The sequence below is a fragment of the Peribacillus aracenensis genome (genome assembly GCF_025175645.1).
GTDB classification, from domain to species: domain Bacteria; phylum Bacillota; class Bacilli; order Bacillales; family DSM-1321; genus Peribacillus; species Peribacillus aracenensis.
The window spans coordinates 1-19491 of the sequence record NZ_JANZMJ010000003.1 but is presented as its reverse complement, the minus strand read 5'-3'; the positions used below and the strand labels follow the sequence as shown (position 1 = coordinate 19491).

Annotated in this window: 22 protein-coding genes; 19 read left to right on the top strand and 3 right to left on the bottom strand. The window is 41.1% G+C overall.

Annotated features, from left to right (window positions below):
• Window positions 1–99: 99 nt before the first annotated feature.
• From deoB to lysA, 13 genes are all read left to right on the top strand, one after another.
• Complete coding sequence (deoB, locus tag N0M92_RS04265; RefSeq protein ID WP_260284613.1) at window positions 100–1302, top strand: phosphopentomutase; 1203 nt, start codon at window positions 100–102, stop codon at window positions 1300–1302.
• On the top strand, window positions 1303–2115 hold the full coding sequence (locus tag N0M92_RS04260; protein WP_260284612.1) for a purine-nucleoside phosphorylase: 813 nt from the start codon (window positions 1303–1305) through the stop codon (window positions 2113–2115). It abuts the gene before it with no gap.
• Window positions 2116–2179: 64 nt separating this feature from the next.
• Window positions 2180–3484, top strand: a complete 1305-nt coding sequence (locus tag N0M92_RS04255; protein ID WP_192205400.1) for a pyrimidine-nucleoside phosphorylase — start codon at window positions 2180–2182, stop codon at window positions 3482–3484.
• Between the two features lie 198 nt (window positions 3485–3682).
• Window positions 3683–4849, top strand: a complete 1167-nt coding sequence (locus tag N0M92_RS04250; RefSeq protein WP_260284611.1) for a D-alanyl-D-alanine carboxypeptidase family protein — start codon at window positions 3683–3685, stop codon at window positions 4847–4849.
• Window positions 4850–4980: 131 nt separating this feature from the next.
• Entirely contained in the window at window positions 4981–5331 is a 351-nt protein-coding gene (gene spoIIAA / locus N0M92_RS04245) for an anti-sigma F factor antagonist (protein ID WP_034308142.1), read from the top strand.
• Between the two features lies 1 nt (window position 5332).
• The gene (gene spoIIAB / locus N0M92_RS04240) at window positions 5333–5773 is read left to right on the top strand and encodes an anti-sigma F factor (RefSeq protein ID WP_260284610.1); all 441 of its coding nucleotides are present in this window, start codon (window positions 5333–5335) and stop codon (window positions 5771–5773) included.
• 13 nt (window positions 5774–5786) lie between these two features.
• On the top strand, window positions 5787–6554 hold the full coding sequence (gene sigF / locus N0M92_RS04235) for an RNA polymerase sporulation sigma factor SigF (RefSeq protein ID WP_260284609.1): 768 nt from the start codon (window positions 5787–5789) through the stop codon (window positions 6552–6554).
• Between the two features lie 284 nt (window positions 6555–6838).
• Window positions 6839–8134: an NCS2 family permease gene (locus N0M92_RS04230; RefSeq protein ID WP_260284608.1), complete on the top strand. Its 1296-nt coding sequence runs from the start codon at window positions 6839–6841 to the stop codon at window positions 8132–8134.
• Window positions 8135–8287: 153 nt separating this feature from the next.
• Complete coding sequence (locus tag N0M92_RS04225) at window positions 8288–8908, top strand: stage V sporulation protein AA (RefSeq protein WP_260284835.1); 621 nt, start codon at window positions 8288–8290, stop codon at window positions 8906–8908.
• Window positions 8898–9320: a stage V sporulation protein AB gene (locus N0M92_RS04220; RefSeq protein ID WP_260284834.1), complete on the top strand. Its 423-nt coding sequence runs from the start codon at window positions 8898–8900 to the stop codon at window positions 9318–9320. The genes N0M92_RS04225 and N0M92_RS04220 overlap by 11 nt, the downstream gene beginning before the upstream one ends.
• Before the next feature lie 43 nt (window positions 9321–9363).
• The gene (locus N0M92_RS04215) at window positions 9364–9945 is read left to right on the top strand and encodes a stage V sporulation protein AE (protein WP_098370826.1); all 582 of its coding nucleotides are present in this window, start codon (window positions 9364–9366) and stop codon (window positions 9943–9945) included.
• Window positions 9923–11416, top strand: coding sequence for a spore germination protein (locus N0M92_RS04210; protein ID WP_397443800.1), 1494 nt, complete (start codon window positions 9923–9925; stop codon window positions 11414–11416). The genes N0M92_RS04215 and N0M92_RS04210 overlap by 23 nt, the downstream gene beginning before the upstream one ends.
• A gap of 272 nt (window positions 11417–11688) precedes the next feature.
• Window positions 11689–13017, top strand: coding sequence for a diaminopimelate decarboxylase (gene lysA / locus N0M92_RS04205; RefSeq protein ID WP_260284833.1), 1329 nt, complete (start codon window positions 11689–11691; stop codon window positions 13015–13017).
• 38 nt (window positions 13018–13055) lie between these two features.
• Here the strand turns inward: lysA and N0M92_RS04200 are convergent, their stop codons facing one another.
• Window positions 13056–13925 (bottom strand): DUF1002 domain-containing protein, encoded by an 870-nt coding sequence (locus tag N0M92_RS04200; RefSeq protein WP_260284606.1) that lies wholly within the window; start codon window positions 13923–13925, stop codon window positions 13056–13058.
• 582 nt (window positions 13926–14507) lie between these two features.
• Here N0M92_RS04200 and N0M92_RS04195 point away from each other — a divergent pair.
• Window positions 14508–14852, top strand: coding sequence for a GNAT family N-acetyltransferase (locus tag N0M92_RS04195; protein WP_076365552.1), 345 nt, complete (start codon window positions 14508–14510; stop codon window positions 14850–14852).
• A 28-nt stretch (window positions 14853–14880) separates the two neighbouring features.
• Here the strand turns inward: N0M92_RS04195 and N0M92_RS04190 are convergent, their stop codons facing one another.
• Both N0M92_RS04190 and N0M92_RS04185 read right to left on the bottom strand, forming a co-directional pair.
• On the bottom strand, window positions 14881–15417 hold the full coding sequence (locus N0M92_RS04190; protein ID WP_260284605.1) for a DUF309 domain-containing protein: 537 nt from the start codon (window positions 15415–15417) through the stop codon (window positions 14881–14883).
• A gap of 167 nt (window positions 15418–15584) precedes the next feature.
• On the bottom strand, window positions 15585–15677 hold the full coding sequence (locus tag N0M92_RS04185) for a YjcZ family sporulation protein (protein ID WP_081108854.1): 93 nt from the start codon (window positions 15675–15677) through the stop codon (window positions 15585–15587).
• A gap of 215 nt (window positions 15678–15892) precedes the next feature.
• Here N0M92_RS04185 and N0M92_RS04180 point away from each other — a divergent pair, with 215 nt between their 5' ends.
• The 5 genes from N0M92_RS04180 (at window position 15893) to N0M92_RS04160 (ending at window position 19207) form a co-directional block, all read left to right on the top strand.
• Window positions 15893–16660, top strand: a complete 768-nt coding sequence (locus N0M92_RS04180) for a segregation/condensation protein A (protein ID WP_260284604.1) — start codon at window positions 15893–15895, stop codon at window positions 16658–16660.
• On the top strand, window positions 16647–17228 hold the full coding sequence (gene scpB / locus N0M92_RS04175; RefSeq protein ID WP_192205390.1) for an SMC-Scp complex subunit ScpB: 582 nt from the start codon (window positions 16647–16649) through the stop codon (window positions 17226–17228). The genes N0M92_RS04180 and scpB overlap by 14 nt, the downstream gene beginning before the upstream one ends.
• A gap of 55 nt (window positions 17229–17283) precedes the next feature.
• A complete protein-coding gene (locus tag N0M92_RS04170) occupies window positions 17284–17700 on the top strand; it encodes a hypothetical protein (RefSeq protein WP_260284603.1) in 417 nt (138 codons plus the stop codon).
• 22 nt (window positions 17701–17722) lie between these two features.
• Window positions 17723–18211 (top strand): YpuI family protein, encoded by a 489-nt coding sequence (locus N0M92_RS04165; RefSeq protein ID WP_260284602.1) that lies wholly within the window; start codon window positions 17723–17725, stop codon window positions 18209–18211.
• 120 nt (window positions 18212–18331) lie between these two features.
• Window positions 18332–19207, top strand: a complete 876-nt coding sequence (locus N0M92_RS04160; RefSeq protein ID WP_260284601.1) for a superoxide dismutase — start codon at window positions 18332–18334, stop codon at window positions 19205–19207.
• Window positions 19208–19491: the final 284 nt, after the last annotated feature.

Here is a 19491-nt window from a genome sequence, read left to right as displayed (position 1 = left end):
GACGTTCTCGCGATTTCATTTAAATGAAGAGTAACTGAGCAGAATAAGGGTATTATAGAGAGTATAAAAAGTGATTTACTATTTTAGGAGGAATGACTCATGAAAGGAAATTCAGCATTTAAACGAATATTTGTAGTAGTTATGGATTCAGTTGGGATTGGCGAAGCGCCTGATGCAGATTTATTCGGCGATAAAGGGGCGGATACACTTGGCCATATCGCAGAAAGAATGAATGGATTGAACATGCCGACTCTCGCAAAATTGGGTTTAGGCAATATCCGTGAAATCAAGGGGATTGATAAAGCTCAGCAACCTCTCGCATACTATACGAAAATGAAGGAAGCCTCTACAGGAAAAGATACGATGACTGGACATTGGGAAATCATGGGGTTAAATATATCGACTCCATTCCGTGTATTTCCAGATGGCTTCCCGGAACTATTAGTCAATGAACTCGAGGCGAAGGTGGGTCGGGGAATTATTGGGAACGTCCCGGCAAGCGGCACGGAAATCATTGAAAGGCTTGGCGAGGAACATATGAAAACGGGTGCGCTGATCGTTTATACATCAGCTGATTCCGTATTACAGATTGCTGCACATGAAGATATCGTCCCAATAGACGAATTGTACAAGATATGTGAAATTGCCCGTGAAATGACAATGGCAGATGAGTTCAAGGTTGGACGCGTGATTGCCAGACCGTTCACAGGTGAACCAGGCAACTTCAAAAGAACGCCTAACCGTCATGATTATGCGTTGAAGCCTTTTAACCGGACTGTAATGGATGAATTGAAAGATTCTGGATATGATGTGCTCGCAATCGGGAAGATCTCTGATATCTTTGATGGGGAAGGTGTCACTGAATCATTGAGGACTGTATCCAATATGGATGGAATGGATAAATTAATCCAAACGGTAGAACAGGATTTCAAAGGATTAAGTTTCCTTAATCTAGTCGACTTCGATGCTTTATACGGTCACCGCCGCGATCCAGAGGGATACGGAAAGGCATTGGAAGAATTCGATGCCCGGATGCCGGAAGTCCTTGATAAACTGAAAGAGGATGATCTATTGATCATCACTGCCGATCACGGGAATGATCCGGTCCATGAAGGAACCGATCACACACGTGAATATGTCCCATTATTAGTTTATTCCAAACGATTTAAAGAAGGTGCCGAACTACCGATAAGAGATACATTTGCTGATATTGGAGCGACGGTCGCTGCTAATTTTGATGTAAAAATGCCTGCCTTTGGAAAAAATATATTAGGCGATCTAAATTTAGGGGAGAGTAAATAGATGTTTAATAAAATAGAGATTGCTGCTTCATTTATAAAAAGTAAAATTGAAGGCTCTCCGGAGATAGGACTGATTCTTGGTTCCGGGCTTGGAGTATTGGCGGATGAAATTGAAAATCCGATAACTATTCCATACCACGAAATTCCGGAATTCCCGGTATCGACTGTGGAGGGACACGCTGGACAGCTTGTCATTGGACATTTAAGTGGCAAAAAAGTTGTAGCCATGCAAGGACGTTTCCACTTTTATGAGGGCTACTCGATGGAGAAGGTCACTTTTCCTGTACGTGTAATGAAACTACTTGGTGTTGAGCAGTTAATTGTAACGAATGCTGCCGGAAGCGTAAATGAAAGCTATGAACCAGGTGACTTGATGCTCATTACGGATCATATTAATTTAATGGGGGCAAATCCATTGATTGGTCCTAATGAAGAGCGCTTCGGCCCTAGATTCCCTGATATGTCGGAGGCTTATAATAAAGGCCTTCGGACGCAAGCAAAAAAAATAGCAGCTTCACTAGGATTGGATATTAAAGAAGGTGTCTATATCGGAAATACAGGACCGACCTATGAGACGCCGGCAGAAGTGAAAATGGCAAGGATCCTTGGCGGGGATGCAGTTGGCATGTCGACAGTTCCGGAAGTTATCGTGGCTAGGCATAGTGGTATGAAGGTGCTTGGAATTTCATGCCTTACAAATATGGCCGCAGGCATTCTTGATCAGCCTTTGTCGCATGAAGAGGTAATTGAAACGACTGAAAAAGTGAAAAGCAGTTTTCTTGAATTTGTTAAGCATATCGTTAAGGACATATAAAACGAACAAAAATACAAGTACACCTAAAGAGATCCGGTGTCTTTGAAAAAGTGGGGATTCTAATATGAGAATGGTAGATTTAATCGAGAAAAAGCGTGATGGAAAGGCTCTTACTACGGAAGAAATACAGTTCATCATCAAAGGGTTTACCGATGGCACGATTCCGGATTACCAAATGAGCGCTTGGTCAATGGCAGTTTATTTCAAAGGCATGAATGAGCAGGAACGTGCTGATCTAACCATGGCGATGGTCGAATCAGGAGATCAAATTGATTTATCGATGATTGAAGGAATTAAAGTCGATAAACATTCAACAGGCGGTGTTGGTGATACCACAACTCTAGTGCTTGGACCATTGGTTGCTGCTGTAGGTGTTCCAGTGGCAAAGATGTCAGGACGCGGTCTTGGTCATACAGGCGGAACGATCGATAAGTTGGAGTCTGTAAAAGGATTTCATGTCGAAATAGAAAATGACGAGTTCATTCGACTTGTTAATAAAAATAAGATAGCTGTCATTGGACAAAGTGGTAACCTGACTCCAGCCGACAAAAAGTTATATGCATTGCGTGATGTTACGGCTACCGTTAACAGTATCGGTTTGATTGCTGGCTCGATCATGAGTAAGAAAATCGCCGCTGGTGCAGATGCAATTGTACTTGATGTTAAAACGGGAGCGGGCGCTTTCATGAAAACTCTCGAAGATTCCGAAGAGTTGGCGCATGCAATGGTTAGCATTGGAAACAATGTGGGACGAAACACGATGGCCGTCATTTCCGATATGAGCCAACCGTTGGGTTACGCAATCGGAAATGCTTTAGAAGTGAAAGAAGCCATCGATACGCTTAAAGGAGAGGGACCGGAAGATTTAACGGAACTTTCTTTAACACTAGGAAGCCATATGGTATACCTTGCCAAAAAGGCAAGCTCGCTGGAAGAAGCAAGAACCTTGCTGGAAAATGCGATTAAGGATGGTTCTGCACTTAACTCATTCAAGGTTTTCCTAGAAGCGCAGGGAGGCGATGGTTCAGTTGTGGATCAGCCGGAAAAACTACCGCAGGCTGCTCATACTTTCGAGCTGGAAGCGAAAGAGGACGGCTATGTATCGGAAATCATCGCTGATGAGGTAGGAACGGCAGCCATGCTGTTAGGCGCCGGGCGGGCAACAAAGGAATCAGAGATTGATTTGGCAGTCGGACTGGTACTTCGTAAAAAAATCGGGGAAACCGTGGCAAAAGGTGAATCCCTAGTGACGATTTACAGCAATTTTGAAGATGTTTCAAAGGTAAAAGAAAAATTGTATGAAAGCATTGCGATTTCAAAAGAGAAAATAGAAAAACCTACATTGATCTATAAAGAGATCATGGAATAAACGTAAAAAGGCCGCTATTGAGCGGCCTTTTTACGTTTATTCCATTGAATGTTAAAAGAGGATGCCCATGCGCATCCTCTTTTAATTTGGTTCACTTTGTTGCCCTATATCCAGTATATGTTTCAAAATTCATCTTTATTTGTATAAAAATGGGTTTAATGGAAAAAATAAAACCTATAAAGATTGGAGGGTATGGAGATGAAGCGGATTTTTTCTCTATTTTTAACCGTTTTGGTAGCATTGGGTTTTAGCATCCCACATACAAAAGCAGCTGAAGAAAAAGGAGTCGAATTGGCGGCAAATGCTAAATCCGCTATTTTGATTGAACGGGATACAGGTACTGTTCTCTATGATAAAAATGCAGACGTTCGTCTTTCACCGGCAAGCATGACGAAAATCATGACGATGCTGTTGATCATGGAAGCGATTGATAAAGGCGAACTTAGCATGAAGGAGAAAATCAGGACTAGTGAGTATGCAGCATCGATGGGCGGTTCCCAGATCTTTCTCGAGCCAGGTGAGGAAATGACCACAGAACAAATGCTCAAGGGCATCTCGATTGGTTCGGCGAATGATGCATCGGTGGCGATGGCTGAACGTCTAGCTGGTTCGGAAGAAGAGTTTGTTAGGAAAATGAACAAAAAGGCGAAAGATCTCGGGTTGAAAAATACAAAGTTCCAAAACGCAACAGGCCTTCCTGTTAAAGATCATTACAGTTCGGCACATGATATGTCGATCATGGCAAAGGAATTATTGAAATACGATACGATTACAAGGTTCACGGGTACATATGAAGATTATCTCCGTGAAAATACCGAAAAGAAATTCTGGCTTGTCAACACGAACAGATTAGTGAAATTTTACCCTGGGGTTGATGGATTGAAGACAGGATTCACAAATGAAGCGAAGTATTGTTTGACAGCGACTGCTAAAAAAGGGAATATGCGTGTCATTGCCGTCGTTTTCGGAGCTGTTTCTCCAAAAGAACGAAATGCTCAGGTCACCAAGATGTTAGATTATGCATTTTCACAATACATCACATACCCTATTTATAAACGCGGTGAGGTGTTAGGTGAAGCCAAGGTAAGTAAAGGACACAAAAAATCCGTGGTGGGGGTCACAAGTGAACCTATTTCAGTTTTGACAGCCAAAAACGGAACGGCAAAGGACTTTACAAAAAAAATCACGCTTGATAAAGATTTGGCTGCCCCGATTAAAAAAGGGGATGAAATTGGTACGCTTGAATTGAAGAAAAACGGTAAGGTGTATGTCGAATCTCCGATCGTCGCGAAGGAAACTATTGAAAATGCAAGCTGGTGGCAATTGTATAAAAGAGCTTTCGGCATGTTTACCCACGCGAAATAGAATAAATTGTCGCATTGCCTGTTAATCGTACTAATTTAGGCGAAACTCCACTAGTTTTGCTAGTAAGGAGGAATCGGCAGGTGAAAAAGAGAATTTGACTCTTTATAAGACAGTGAAGGAGGCTGTATATAATGAGTCTTACGATTAATATGGAGGCGAAAAACCGCGTATTGTGCATTCGTCTCAAAGGTGATTTGGATCATCATACAGCAGAAAAATTGAAAAACCAGGCAGAGGCAGCCATTCAAAAGCATAATATTAAGCATATCATCCTTAACATGGAAGAATTGGATTTTATGGACAGTTCGGGGCTCGGAGTTATTTTAGGGCGCTATAAGCAGGTAAACAAAAAGCAAGGTGAAATGGTGGTCTGTGCAATTTCTCCAGCAGTAAAGCGGTTATTTGAGATGTCAGGGTTGTTTAAAATTGTTAAAATGGAACTATCTGAAAAAAACGCTTTGCAAAGACTGGGGGTTGCCTAAGATGAAAAATAAAATGGAAACGAAATTTTCTGCACTTAGCCAAAATGAATCTTTTGCCAGGGTAACTGTTGCGGCTTTCATTGCCCAATTGGACCCGACGATGGATGAATTGACAGAGATCAAGACTGTCGTGTCAGAAGCCGTTACGAATTCGATTATCCATGGTTATGAAAGTGATCCGGAAGGATGGGTCTACATTTCAGTGGTCATCCAAGGAGATACTGTGGAATTGACCATCCGGGATGAAGGACTGGGCATTGAAGACGTCGAGGAGGCTAAACAGCCGTTATTTACGACAAAACCCGAACTTGAACGTTCCGGTATGGGATTCACCATCATGGAAAACTTCATGGATGAAATCAATATTATTTCCCACAAGGGCGAAGGCACGATCATTCGATTAAAAAAGCACTTAACTACAAGCAGAGCTTTGTGCAATTAAGGGAGACTTGCATATGGATGTGGAGGTTAAAAAAGAGAAGAGCAAGAAAGGCCAGCCCCATTTAAAAGATGAGGAATTGCGGAATTTAATCCAACGCAGCCAGAGCGGTGACCAAGATGCGAGGAACCTGATTGTCAACAGCAATCTGAGGCTTGTATGGTCAGTGGTGCAAAGATTCCTCAATCGAGGTTACGAACCGGATGACCTTTATCAAATAGGCTGTATTGGCCTATTGAAGTCCGTGGATAAATTTGATTTATCGTTTGATGTGAAATTCTCAACGTATGCTGTGCCTATGATCATTGGTGAAATCCAACGTTTTATCCGTGATGATGGAACGGTTAAAGTAAGCCGGTCACTAAAGGAAATGGCGAATAAGATTCGCAGGGCCAAAGAGGAACTTTCAAAAACTTATGGCCGTGTTCCGACTGTCAATGAATTGGCGGAACATCTAGAGCTGTCGCCAGAGGATATCATCATGGCCCAAGAAGCTAGCAGGAGCCCTTCTTCGATCCATGAAACGGTTTACGAAAATGATGGAGATCCGATTACTCTTCTTGACCAGATCGCCGACCATAATGAAACATCCTGGTTCGATCAAATCGCTTTGAAAGAAGCCATACATGAATTGAATGAACGTGAAAGGCTGATTGTTTTCCTGAGGTATTATAAGGATCAGACGCAATCGGAAGTGGCGGCAAGGCTTGGTATTTCCCAAGTCCAGGTGTCAAGGCTGGAAAAGAAGATTCTTCAACAAATGAAAAACCACATGAATCAGTGATTCATGTGGTTTTTTTTATTGAGCTGAAAATAAATCTTGATTTTAGGAAAAAGTAAAAGTGATTCCTTATCAAGTAGGGCGAAAATATGAATGGGGTCGATTTTTTAGTTGAATTTAGAGATAAAAACGAATATTATAGTAAAGGTCGCGTTTCTCATTCGTTTTTTATCTTTTTTTCAATGAATAACGATCAAGAAAAACGTCATTGCAGTACAATATTAGGACACCTTGTACTTTCGTGCAAACGGTTGTCGGTGTTTCCTTTAGATCTGGAGGTCTAAAATATGTTTTTGGAAAAGTTTTTCTCCCTGAAAGAAAATGGGACAGATGTCCGTACAGAAGTCATGGCAGGTATTACGACATTTTTAACCATGGTTTATATCCTTATTGTGAATCCGGCTTTATTGTCTTCAATCGGAATTCCATTTGAACAAGTTTTCATGGCAACGGTCATATCAGCGGTGATTGGTACCCTTATCATGGGGCTTGTTGCAAAATACCCGATTGCGATAGCACCAGGTATGGGTTTGAATGCGTATTTTGCCAGCGTAGTGGGGGCACAGGGCCTTTCATATCAGACCGTATTCGGTACGGTTTTCATTGCTGGTTTACTATTTCTATTAATTAGCGTGACAAGCTTGCGTAAAATGATAATTGATGCGATTCCTAACTCATTAAAATATGGCATCACGTCCGGAATTGGTTTATTCATTGCGTTTATCGGATTGAAAAATGCTGGAATCGTAGTGCCTAATGAATCAACGATGGTGTCGCTTGGAGATTTGCACCAGCCTGGAACCGTTTTGGCGCTAGCAGGTTTATTCATTACCTTGATTTTTATGGCCCGTAATATTAAAGGGGCAATTTTCATTGGTATGATCATTACGGCAATCATTGGCTACTTTATCGGTTTGCTCAACTTTGATGGGGTCTTATCTGTACCTCCAACACCGGTATTTTTCGATATCGATATTGCTGGGGTCTTCACGAATTCATTATATTCAATTGTTTTCGCCTTTTTACTTGTGACGATCTTTGATACGACAGGAACCTTGATTGGCGTGACGGAACAGGCTGGACTAACGAAGGATGGGAAAATCCCTCGTGCCAAGAAAGCCTTTTTAGGTGATGCGATTGCGACGACAGTCGGCTCGATGTTTGGTACAAGCCCTTCGACGGCATATGTTGAATCGAGTACGGGAGTAGCCGCAGGGGGACGTACGGGATTAACCGCTACTGTCGTGGCAATCTTGTTTGCTGCGTCGATTTTCTTTTCTCCATTGATATCGGCAATTTCTTCCGTTCAAGCAATCACAGCTCCCGTTTTGATCATTGTAGGATGTTTCATGATGGAAGGGCTGGCTAAAGTAAATTGGAAAATTTTCGATGAGGCGTTTCCGGCATTTGCGATCATTTTAACGATGCCGCTTACTTCAAGTATATCTACAGGGATTGCGATCGGGTTCATTACATTTCCCCTTATGAAGGTATTCAGTGGAAAAGGAAAATCGGTACATCCTCTCATTTATATTTTTGGATTTATATTTTTGATTCAGCTGATTTTCTTCCCTACTCATTAAAGTATGAATGTAATCAAAAAGACATGCTGTCATTGCAGCGTGTCTTTTTTTGTTTTAAATTAGTAATATTTGGACATGGTTCACTTCCTGCATTTTCAAACTGTTTCCAAACCATACTACTATCATAAGGAAATAAAAGGTCGGGATGTGATGATAGTGGCAGTTGTATATATCAGGATGAGGAACCGTGTACAAGTAAAGGGAAATCAAACGGTGAGGATAAAAGATATTGCAAGGATAATCGGACCTGAAGAAGTGATTACCATCATTGAAGAAATTATATTATTAACGGTCAAGAAGGAAGATAAGAATATTATTGTCGTTGATTTGGCTCAAGTAATCGTGGCCATCCGCAAGATGGACCCGACTATTGAACTGGAGTCATTCGGGCCCTCCCAAACGATCATCGAAATCATCTTCTCGAAAAAGAAAATGTCATTCCTGACATTCGCCTTGGTTTGGTTTTTGTTATTTATCGGCGGCGGGATGACGATCATGAATTTTCATGTGGATGTCAGCATGGGGGAAGTGCATCAAAAAATCTTTACTATAATCACGGGGAAAGTGGAAGATAAGCCATTATTGATCCAAATCCCATATAGTTTCGGCCTTGGTATGGGCATGATTCTATTTTTTAATCACTTTTTTAAAAAACGCTTCAATGAGGAACCTAGTCCGCTCGAGGTTGAAATGTTCAACTATCAGCAGGATTTGGACAGTTATGTAATCATGAATGAAAATAAGGAGAATGTGCGCCACCTTGATGACCGGTAAAATTATATTTGGAATCTTTGTCGGTTTGGCCGGGGGTTTTGCGACAGGTGCCGGTTTTGTAGCGTTTTTAACTGTACTTGGGGTGATTCCGAGACTGACTCAGCTGACCAAAACAATGAAGATGATTCATTACTATGAAGGAGCCATCATTACGGGCGTTGTCGCAGGGACATGGTTAGGATTACAGGAAACGGAATTTTCCCTCCCATATTTTTTATTAATTCCGATCGGTTTGGCTGACGGGATATTTAATGGAATGCTTGCTGCTGCCTTAACTGAAGTACTGAATGTATTTCCGGTTCTGTCAAAGCGAATCGGAATTCAAGAGAAAATCATTTATCTGTTAATGGCACTCGTATTGGGGAAAATAGCCGGATCATTATTCCAATGGATTTATTTAGTGGATTTATAAGTTTATAAGGTAACTATTCCTGATGATGAAAGGTAGGCCCAAGATGGTGACCAAACGAAAAGTGATATTGATTACGGATGGAGATGAGTATGCGAAACGGGCTGTCGAGCACGTAGCGAAGGAAATAGGGGGAAGGTGTATCTCCATGTCCCAAGGTAATCCATCACGATATACGGGCTTGGAGCTAGTTGAATTAATAAAAAAGGCGAAGTATGATCCGGTATTGGTCATGTTTGATGATAGCGGTTTTATCGGAGAAGGATCAGGCGAACAGGCAATGAAGGTAGTTGCCGGTCACCCTGATATTAATGTCCTTGGTGTGATAGCGGTCGCTTCAAAGACTAGAAGGGAAGAATGGACCAAAGTGGATATCTGTATTGACCGTGATGGTAACCTGACACCGAACGGGGTTGATAAATACGGAGCCGAAGAATTTGAACTCGGCAAGATAACTGGAGATACGGTGTATTGCATCGATCAATTACATGTTCCCATAGTAGTGGGGATAGGGGATATCGGGAAAATGTCCCATCAGGATGATTTTAAAAGAGGAGCACCGATAACAAAGCTAGCGGTGGAAATCATATTGGAAAGGAGTGGTCATGATGACTTCAGAAAAACCTGAAAACATGAAACCGATTCCGAATAGGGTAGCGGAAGTTGACGCGTACATGGAAAAGAATGTAGGTCTGGGCGTCAGCTTCGACTTAGGGGTAAGAAGGATAAAGGTTCTAAGAAAAGATGTGCATCTTTACTATGTAAACGGGCTGACGGATACAGAGTACATCATTGGAATCCTCGATTCTCTTATTCATAACAAAAATGCGGAAATCTTGACCACTAAAGTTTTTGATGCAGTCAAAGACTTGCTTGTACACCAATCCGTTGAGGAAATTAAGACGATGGATGAGCTTGTTGATCAGGTTTTATCCGGATTAATAGTCGTTGTTGTTGATGGTAAACCAATAGGATTGGTTGTGGATGTCCGGAGTTATCCAGGGAGACAGCCAGTAGAACCCGATACGGAAAAAGTCGTCCGTGGATCAAGGGACGGTTTTGTCGAGAATATCATCATTAACACAGCGATAACAAGACGGAGGATCAGGGATGAAAGATTACGTTTCGAAATGTTGCATGTAGGGGAACGATCGAAAACGGATATATCCATCGGCTACATTAAAGATATTGCCGATCCTGATTTAATTGAAATCGTTCGTAAGGAATTGAATAGTATTGATGTTGATGGCATAACGATGGCTGATAAAACGATCGAAGAGTTCATCGTCAAGCAAAAATATAACCCATACCCGCTTGTCAGGTACACGGAACGGGCTGATGTAGCTGCAACACATTTACTTGAGGGGCATGTCCTTATTTATGTGGATACGTCACCGAGTGTCATCATAACCCCGTCCACTCTTTTCCATCACATGCAGCACGCTGAGGAGTATCGGCAGGCACCTGCTGTTGGATCCTTGGTACGCTGGGTCCGATTTCTCGGGATTTTCGTTTCGTTATACTTGCTGCCGATTTGGTTATTGTTTTGTTTAGAGCCTTCCCTCCTGCCGGAGAAGCTCGAGTATATCGGGCCGAATGAAAAAACGCATATACCCATTGTGATCCAAATCTTCATTTCCGATATTGGGATAGAATTTTTAAGGATGGCAGCCGTCCATACCCCAACCCCGCTTTCTACGGCAATGGGCTTAGTTGCGGCAGTTTTGATCGGACAGATAGCGATAGATGTTGGGCTATTTGTTCCTGAGGTGGTTCTCTACGCTTCCGTAGCGACAATCGGTACATTTGTCACTCCGAGTTTAGAACTAGGGGTTGCGAATAAGATTTCCCGATTAGTCCTGCTAGTATTGGTCGCTTTATTTAAAGTGCCTGGCCTAGTCATTGGCATCACACTCTACATTATTATGCTTACTAATATAAAGACGTTAAATACGCCTTATTTATGGCCGCTTCTCCCGTTTCAGCCAAAGGCCCTGTCACATATAATATTAAGAAGACCTTATCCTGGCACTATAGAACGACCGAGTATTGTACATCCCCAGGATCTCTATAGGCAGCCGAAAAAATCTAAAGGTTGATGTTGTCGAAAAGTTGTGGTAATTTAATTTTATTCGAATAAAAGAGGTATTGTTAGGCTTCACAAAGAGAGAGAGCTACTATGACTCTTTGGAGTTTAAACCAATCTGTCTTTCCCTTCGAACTACAAAGCAGTCATAGAGAACAATATTTACATGGGATCGATTCGGATGAGGCTTGTTCATATAGAGAACCTTTTACAGCAGGGTTTCTTTATTTGAGGCTGCCTCATTTCTTATTAATCTTAGTTTTAAGTCAGGAAGGTGAGGCAATCATGCATTTGTACGGAACCGGTGGTGTAAATGAACGTGGACACCTGGAGATTGGCGGAGTGGACACGATCGAATTGATCGAGCAATTTGGAACACCATTATATGTTTATGATGTAGAGTTAATTCGCGAACGGGCAAGAGGGTTCAAGAGAACATTTGAGGAATTGGGGATTTCGGCTCAAGTTGCTTACGCAAGTAAGGCCTTTTCTTCAATTGCCATGATCCAGTTGGCAGAGCAAGAAGGACTTTCCCTCGATGTTGTCTCGGCAGGGGAATTGTATACGGCAATTAAGGCGAATTTCCCAACAGAACGGATTCATTTTCATGGAAATAACAAAAGTGATGAAGAGCTACATATGGCTTTGGATCATGACATTGGCTGTATAGTAGTCGATAATTTTTCAGAGTTGACATTGTTAGAAGAAATTTGTACAAACCGTGAACAAAAGGTGAAAATCCTTCTTCGTGTAACACCAGGTATCGAAGCCCATACGCATGATTATATATTGACAGGACAAGAAGATTCGAAATTTGGTTTTGATCTTATTAACGGCCAGGCCGAAGCTGCCCTTCGGCAAGCACTGCAAAGTGAATTCCTCGAAGTGCTGGGGCTTCACTGTCATATCGGTTCCCAGATCTTTCAAACGACCGGTTTCCTTCTTGCAGCCCAAAAAATTATTGGCAAGCTGAATGATTGGCACGGCTCGTTAGGGTTTCAACCAAAGGTATTGAATCTCGGAGGGGGGTTCGGGATTCGGTATACACAAGAGGACGACCCGCTACCGGCGTCCCGATATGTTGAGGAAATCGTTAGGGAAGTGCAGAACCTGATTGCGGATTCTGATTTAGTGATGCCAGAAATCTGGATCGAACCTGGCCGTTCATTAGTCGGAGACGCCGGTGTGACACTGTACAAGGTCGGTTCTGAAAAGGAAGTTCCTAATGTTCGTAAATACATTGCCGTTGATGGGGGCATGAGTGATAATATACGTCCCGCTCTTTACGAAGCGAAATATGATGCCATTCTCGCAAACCGGCCGCTTGACCCTGTAGAAGAGACAGTGTCCATTGCCGGAAAATGCTGTGAAAGCGGGGATATGTTGATTTGGGATTTACCATTGCCAAAAGCCGGCCGCGGTGATGTCTTGGCGGTATTTTGTACAGGGGCATATGGATATTCCATGTCGAATAATTACAATCGGATTCCAAGACCGGCAGTCGTCTTTGCCGAAAATGGAGAAGCCCGGTTGGTCATCAAACGTGAGACGTACGAAGACCTTATCCATTTGGATTTGGCCCTTCATGAAGCGGCAGTCGTCACTAAAGAATAGAAAAAAGGATGGCAGTTGCCATCCTTTTTTCATTTGATTCAGCTGAAAAGTGACTTGATTGCGTCTATTAAACTAATGAAGACTTCTTTCAATTTATCCAGAAATGATTGACCCTCTTCGGATTCAAGAAAATTGGAAAGTTTATCTTTAGCTGCAGTAAGCTGATCACCGACAGCGTTCCAATCAATATCCAATTCTTTTAGCTTATTGAATAGATCAATTAAACTTTGAATTTGAGCATCATTTAAGCTGATTCCAAGGTCTTTTGCTGAAGACTCGACAACCTCGCGGACCTCTTCAGTATTGGCTGGTGGATTTGCAGCCATTTCCTCTTTGATTTTCGTAACCAGTGCAGAGGCTTCTTCTGTACCGATTTCGTCACCCAATTTTGCTGTTTTCACCATTTCTTCATTCGCTGCCTGTTTCACATCTTCAGGAATCTTCTTATCTGCAGAGATTTCATAGGCTTTAATGACTCCTGTCAAAGCCGCTGTACCGGAAACGGGTATAGGTGCTGTGACATAAACGGTGGCATCTTTTACTCCAGCAGTTGCCAGTGCATTGATATACATTTCATCGGAAACCCAGTTAATGTTTTTAGACTCCAGTTTAAGTCCGGTACCTTTTTCCTCCAAAGTAATGGCAGAAGATGAAATCGCTTTTGTACCGATCAGACGACTAGCGATATAGTCACCTAAGTATTCATGTTCTTCCGCATTAGTAACTGTCAGGACCTCGACATCGTTTGGAGCTTTCATTTCTGATAAGATCATATTTTTTTGTTCATTTGTCAAATTCTCACCAAGTGTGACGATCATTTCACCAACAGCTGCATCTGCAAAAGCTTTATATGGCAATAATAGACATAATAAAATGGTCATAATGACCCATTTATTCATTTTTTTCATGATAATCCTCCTTAACTTTTCCTGCTGAATTGGGAATCTTTCAATAAAAGGGCGGCACTTTAAATCAGATTCATAGTATTTGACGAAACAAAGGATAAAAAAGATACATATTTTCCTGAAAAAAATTTATATAGCCCAGGATAGCTAGGTTTTTTTAAACGAAAAAGTTGGGTGTATCTTTGTCTTTTATACCTGAAAGGACACTCTATGAACCTAGATCACTTTACCAATGTAGTAAAATCGAAGCAAGATTGCAAGGATATTTGTCAGATTGTGTTAAGTTATAGTAGAATGAATTCGTTATTTAAATATTTGGACCATTCATAGAGGGAGTATGGAATGAGGAAAAGTAATAAGGCTCTTTTACTTATGATGCTTATTATCGCTTTGATGTGGGGAATCGTATATTGGCTGTTTATCGCTTAGCACATAGCACACCGATAAATCAAGTGCTGAAAGTGATGTTGAAACGAACGGGATTTTTATGTATGATGTAAATGTTATATGTGAGGATTATTATTCAAAGCAAATTAATCGGAAACAGGAAGATAATAAAAACGTTATTTAGTAACGAGGGATATTATGTTGATTAAGTATAAGAAAAGTTATGAGAAGTTTGCCATGGGATTATTATCTTTCATGCCAAATGAAAAAGAGATAAAAACGCTTCGGAATACGATGAAGAATTATGAAACGGATGAAAATCTACAGCTGTTCTTATGGAAAGATGAAGAGATTACGGGCTTGATCGGGATAGAGGTCTCTCCAAACCACATTGAGATACAACATATATCCGTAAATCCATCCTTCCGGAAACAAGGTATCGGTAAAACGATGGTCAGGGCCATCAAGGAGCAATATCCTGACAAAGAATTAAAAGCAAATGAGTTTACGGAAAGCTTTCTTGACAGGTGTGAAGATTTTTGAATTTGAAAGCTTGAATGGAGGACCACCTTTAAGGGCGGTCCTCCATTCTTGTTTTTCGAAGGGCTAGCTGCCGAGCCCTTTCTGAAATGACATCCGAACGGTCACGCATTAGATGCTTATCAACTATTGCTGCATTAGCCATGTCGCTATCTGTACCCCACATGTACCCTTCTTGCAAACAGATGGACTGGCATTTTTCAATCAAGCTTTGATCGGCTATCGGCAGATTAATGCTTTTATATGGCTTTTGTGATAACATTCGCTCATGGGTGTCCTCGAGCAATTTGAACAGTCGTTCTGGATCGAGTCCCAACTTCAGGAGTTCGGCCTTTTTAAGGTGGAGATTTGCCAGGGCTTTAGACAGGGTCCTTGAAGCCCCTTTTTTATTTCCCCTGCGATCATGATACAGGGCAACCGCAATTTGAATGAGTCCGACCCAATGAGAGTCACGCTCTTTTGGTGCGGTTTCCTTCCAATATTCTTCGAGAATTTCATGACATTCGAAGTAATCCCTTGGCCCATGGAAATGGACAAGGAAAGAAAGGTAATCTTCCGCGTAATTCAATAGGAGCACCCCTTTTGTTTGATGGAATCATCTTAAGTAAGGCAAAAAGCCATTTTCTTATAGCTTAAGAGCCGCTATGTATACTCACTAAGTTTAGCATAGAATTTTTTCCTGGAAAATAAAGAAAGCCGATTGCAAGGCAATCAGCTTGATTCATCAATCTTGAATTAACACCATGAAGCACCGACGATAACTAATAAAATGAACAATACTACAATAAACGCGAATCCGCCGCCGTGCCCAAAACCACCTGCGCCCATAATAAGTTCCTCCTTTGTTCTGCTATTCTTACATTTCTAGGTTATGTTGGATTTCGGAATGTGATTGGGCAACGACCCATTTGACGGTAATCCCAAATAAAAACTTTTCTAAGGTCAGTAAATTATTATTTGGATAAAGGGCGGCAATCCACTATACTTGATTAGTAAAAGAAATAGGTCTATATTGGCCAATTAGATTTAAATGAGGTAATTTAATGGGTTATAATATAAAAATTGACGCTTTCGAAGGACCGATGGATTTACTTCTGCATTTGATTAATCGCCTGGAAATAGACATCTACGATATTCCGATGGCTGATATTACAGATCAATACCTAAGTTACATCCATACGATGCAGCATCTTGAATTGGATGTCGCCAGCGAATATCTAGTGATGGCTGCAACGCTGCTTGCCATCAAGAGTAAAACGTTGCTACCGAAGCATGAAGATGAACTAATGATGGATGAAGATGGGGAAATGTTTGAGGAAGATCCACGTGATGAGCTTGTGGAAAAACTATTAGAATATAAAAAGTATAAAAATGCAGCCGAAGAATTTAAAGGGATGGAAGAAGAAAGAAGCTTGATTTTCACCAAACCCCCAAGTGATTTATCAGTTTATGTAAAAGAAGCGGAAAGTGATAAGCAAGAGTTGAATATAAGTTTATACGATATGTTGGGGGCTCTTCAAAAACTGCTGCGAAGGCAAAAAATTCAAAAACCGCTTTACACGAAGGTAACGAAACAAGAGATATCGATAGAGAAACGAATGGATGAGATCATGATTGAATTACAATCCATTAAAGGAAAGAAAAGTTTTTTTGAACTGTTCTCGCTCCCGGTTAAAGAGCATATCGTCATCACTTTCATGGCGGTGCTGGAACTGATGAAATTAAATGAAATCATCGTTGAGCAGGAAGATAATTTTTCGGACATCATGATTGCTGCTAAGGAAGGTGTAGAACCAGTTGGAAGTTATTAATTGGAAAGGGATTCTTGAGGCATTATTGTTTGCTGCCGGAGATGAAGGGCTATCCGTCAAACAAATTGCCTCTGTCCTGGAGATTACGGAATATCAAGCAACGGACATCGTTGAAGGTTTAAAGGAAGAATATATATCGGATGTACGCGGGATTCAGGTGATCGAAATAGCGGGTGTTTATCAAATGGCGACAAAGAAAGAGCACTCGGATTACTTGAAAAGGCTGGTGGAAACATCAAGCACTCAAGGATTGTCCCAGGCGGCTTTGGAAACACTCGCAATCATTGCCTATAAACAGCCGATTACTAGAGCTGAAATTGATGAAATTCGCGGAGTGAAAACGGATCGCCCCATTCATACACTTGTCACTAAAGTCTTAATAAAAGAGGTCGGACGTGCTGAAGGCTCGGGCCGGGCTTATTTATATGGGACAACAAAAGAGTTTTTGGATTACTTCGGCCTGAATTCCATTGATGAATTACCGCCTCTCGCCGATAATTCGGATGATGGCTTTGAAAATGGTGAAGCCGATCTGTTTTTTGAAAAATTTCAGCAAACAATCGAATAACATTTTTCAATAAATTGTGATAATATAGAAAAAAATGAATGCGGGGGGATTGCAGGTGCGAATTGTAGCATGCAATGGATTTGGGCTTGAAAAGGAAAAGTCAAATTCACCTGAGGACTTCTTTAATCGATCCGTTATACAATACATAAGGGATGGAGAAGAAAAGACACTGAATGTACTGTATCTTCGCTATTTTGATGAGATGGTCACCCGTTGGACCCCATATCCCGCCAATCCTATATTCAAAAGCACTAACAGAGATATTTATATGGCTGATATCATTGCCATGGTCTGTTTACTTAAAGATCCGAGCCTGGTTAACCGAAAACGTATTTATATAAATGCAGAAAAAGAGATGGCTGGTTATTTCGAAAATATAGATTTTGAAAAATTGGAGAAAGTGTTTATATCTATTGACCAAGCTAAACCATATGATATAGAGTCACATGTTGACTATTATATTCAATCTTAATCATTTTGAGGAGGGTTCACGGTTGGGGAATACTTTGGTAAAATCTCAGCTTGAGGATGTAAAAGGGTTTTTAGAAACGACAGTGGCTCAACTAGAAGAATTTATGAATGAGACGACCTATTCTAAGCTGCAAGAGGAAAAAAGCGGGGATGAAACCTATTATAAAGGAATCCTTTCTAGTTTAAGAAGAATGCTTGTAAGTTGTGAAGAGGGCTTGGAGGCTTGCCAAATCGTTCTAAAAAATGATGCTTTCAATAAAGCTGCAGCTGAAAAGACGCTTTATAGAGTTTATCATCAATGTATCGAAGAATACTTTTCCCCAAAATCAGATAGGTGGTTTGAGGACAGCAGATCTGCCTATACAGGAAAAAACTCGATTAAATTTCACCAAAGTGTACCTGATAGCATAATATCCATTCTGAAGGCCGTGGAAAGTGGATTCCAGACGATGCGTGAAGAATTGGAGTTTTATGAAACGGATTACCGGACGAAAATGTTACAGTCAAGATAATGAAACAGCTGGGCTTAAGAGGCCTAGCTGTTTTTTTAGCTATAAATGGAATCTCCGCTTAATCGAAACATAAAATACTTTGATGATTTATGTGCATAAAGGTTAAGAGGAGGTTGCAAGATGTCTGATGAAAGAGATTATGCTAAAGAGGTAAGTGATTGGGTTGATGGAGTGATGGAATATCTAGAGAAGATCGATATCACCGATTTGCCATTGCTGTCGAATATTGAACGGCTTTCCCAGTTGACAAAAGATATGGATGAGGAAGAAATGGATTATGAGGATATGGTCCTGATTGAAGAAGAGATGGCTCGGGTCTACCAGGAAATTGAAGAACTCGCTAGAGAATTCAGTATACAGGATAGGCAATCAGTGCCCATTGGGAAGCATACGCTACCGCCGTTACCTTATGCCTATGAGGCGTTGGAACCGACGATTTCAAGGGAAATCATGTATCTGCACCATGATAAGCATCATCAAGCATATGTCGATGGTCTGAATAAAGCAGAATTGATGATGAAAAAAGCGAGGGAAACGAAAGATTTTTCCTTGTTGAAACATTGGGAAAAAGAAGCAGCCTTTCATGGGTCAGGCCATTATCTCCATACGCTGTTCTGGGAAGAGATGATTCCGGGAGGGGGCGGACAGCCAAGGGGGGATTTACTAAATCAGATTGAGACGGATTTTGGAAGCTTTGCAGCTTTTAAAAGTCATTTTAGTGAAGCAGCCAAACAAGTAGAAGGAGTTGGCTGGGCTATTTTAGTCTGGGTTCCGCGTGCGCGGCGGCTAGAAATACTTCAATCGGAATTGCATATGGTTTTGACCCAGTGGGATACGATCCCAATTCTTGTTCTTGATGTATGGGAACATGCTTATTACCTGCAATATAAAAATAATCGGGCAGCCTATGTGGACAAATGGTGGGACGTTGTAAACTGGCCGAAAACTGCCGTAAGGTTCACCGAAGCGAAAAAACTTATCTGGAAAAAGCAATAACTGACAAAATATAGGGAGCCTTTTGAGAACCAGCAAATATACGAGCCGTGAAGGTTCGTTTTTTTTTTTGCATGAAATATTGTATCAAGAATTTTTTAGGGAAAATATGGGAAGGATATAAAGGAGAGCTGCAAATTTTTATTTTGGAAGCGACTTATGATTCTCATTTGGATATTATAATTAGATTGAAAAGGAGATGATATCATCTTACGAAATAATGAGCATGTGTCTTATATAAATCCTTGAAATAACATTGGAAACGTGTTAAAAATGCTACTTTGAAG

What these genes read in the sequence shown, in the direction of transcription:
- deoB (WP_260284613.1), top strand. Translation starts at nt 100, where the DNA reads ATGAAAGGAAATTCAGCATTTAAACGAATATTTGTAGTAGTTATGGAT.
- N0M92_RS04260 (WP_260284612.1), top strand. Translation starts at nt 1,303, where the DNA reads ATGTTTAATAAAATAGAGATTGCTGCTTCATTTATAAAAAGTAAAATT.
- N0M92_RS04255 (WP_192205400.1), top strand. Translation starts at nt 2,180, where the DNA reads ATGAGAATGGTAGATTTAATCGAGAAAAAGCGTGATGGAAAGGCTCTT.
- N0M92_RS04250 (WP_260284611.1), top strand. Translation starts at nt 3,683, where the DNA reads ATGAAGCGGATTTTTTCTCTATTTTTAACCGTTTTGGTAGCATTGGGT.
- spoIIAA (WP_034308142.1), top strand. Translation starts at nt 4,981, where the DNA reads ATGAGTCTTACGATTAATATGGAGGCGAAAAACCGCGTATTGTGCATT.
- spoIIAB (WP_260284610.1), top strand. Translation starts at nt 5,333, where the DNA reads ATGAAAAATAAAATGGAAACGAAATTTTCTGCACTTAGCCAAAATGAA.
- sigF (WP_260284609.1), top strand. Translation starts at nt 5,787, where the DNA reads ATGGATGTGGAGGTTAAAAAAGAGAAGAGCAAGAAAGGCCAGCCCCAT.
- N0M92_RS04230 (WP_260284608.1), top strand. Translation starts at nt 6,839, where the DNA reads ATGTTTTTGGAAAAGTTTTTCTCCCTGAAAGAAAATGGGACAGATGTC.
- N0M92_RS04220 (WP_260284834.1), top strand. Translation starts at nt 8,898, where the DNA reads ATGACCGGTAAAATTATATTTGGAATCTTTGTCGGTTTGGCCGGGGGT.
- N0M92_RS04215 (WP_098370826.1), top strand. Translation starts at nt 9,364, where the DNA reads ATGGTGACCAAACGAAAAGTGATATTGATTACGGATGGAGATGAGTAT.
- N0M92_RS04210 (WP_397443800.1), top strand. Translation starts at nt 9,923, where the DNA reads ATGATGACTTCAGAAAAACCTGAAAACATGAAACCGATTCCGAATAGG.
- lysA (WP_260284833.1), top strand. Translation starts at nt 11,689, where the DNA reads ATGCATTTGTACGGAACCGGTGGTGTAAATGAACGTGGACACCTGGAG.
- N0M92_RS04200 (WP_260284606.1), bottom strand. Translation starts at nt 13,925, where the DNA reads ATGAAAAAAATGAATAAATGGGTCATTATGACCATTTTATTATGTCTA.
- N0M92_RS04195 (WP_076365552.1), top strand. Translation starts at nt 14,508, where the DNA reads ATGTTGATTAAGTATAAGAAAAGTTATGAGAAGTTTGCCATGGGATTA.
- N0M92_RS04185 (WP_081108854.1), bottom strand. Translation starts at nt 15,677, where the DNA reads ATGGGCGCAGGTGGTTTTGGGCACGGCGGCGGATTCGCGTTTATTGTA.
- N0M92_RS04180 (WP_260284604.1), top strand. Translation starts at nt 15,893, where the DNA reads ATGGGTTATAATATAAAAATTGACGCTTTCGAAGGACCGATGGATTTA.
- N0M92_RS04160 (WP_260284601.1), top strand. Translation starts at nt 18,332, where the DNA reads ATGTCTGATGAAAGAGATTATGCTAAAGAGGTAAGTGATTGGGTTGAT.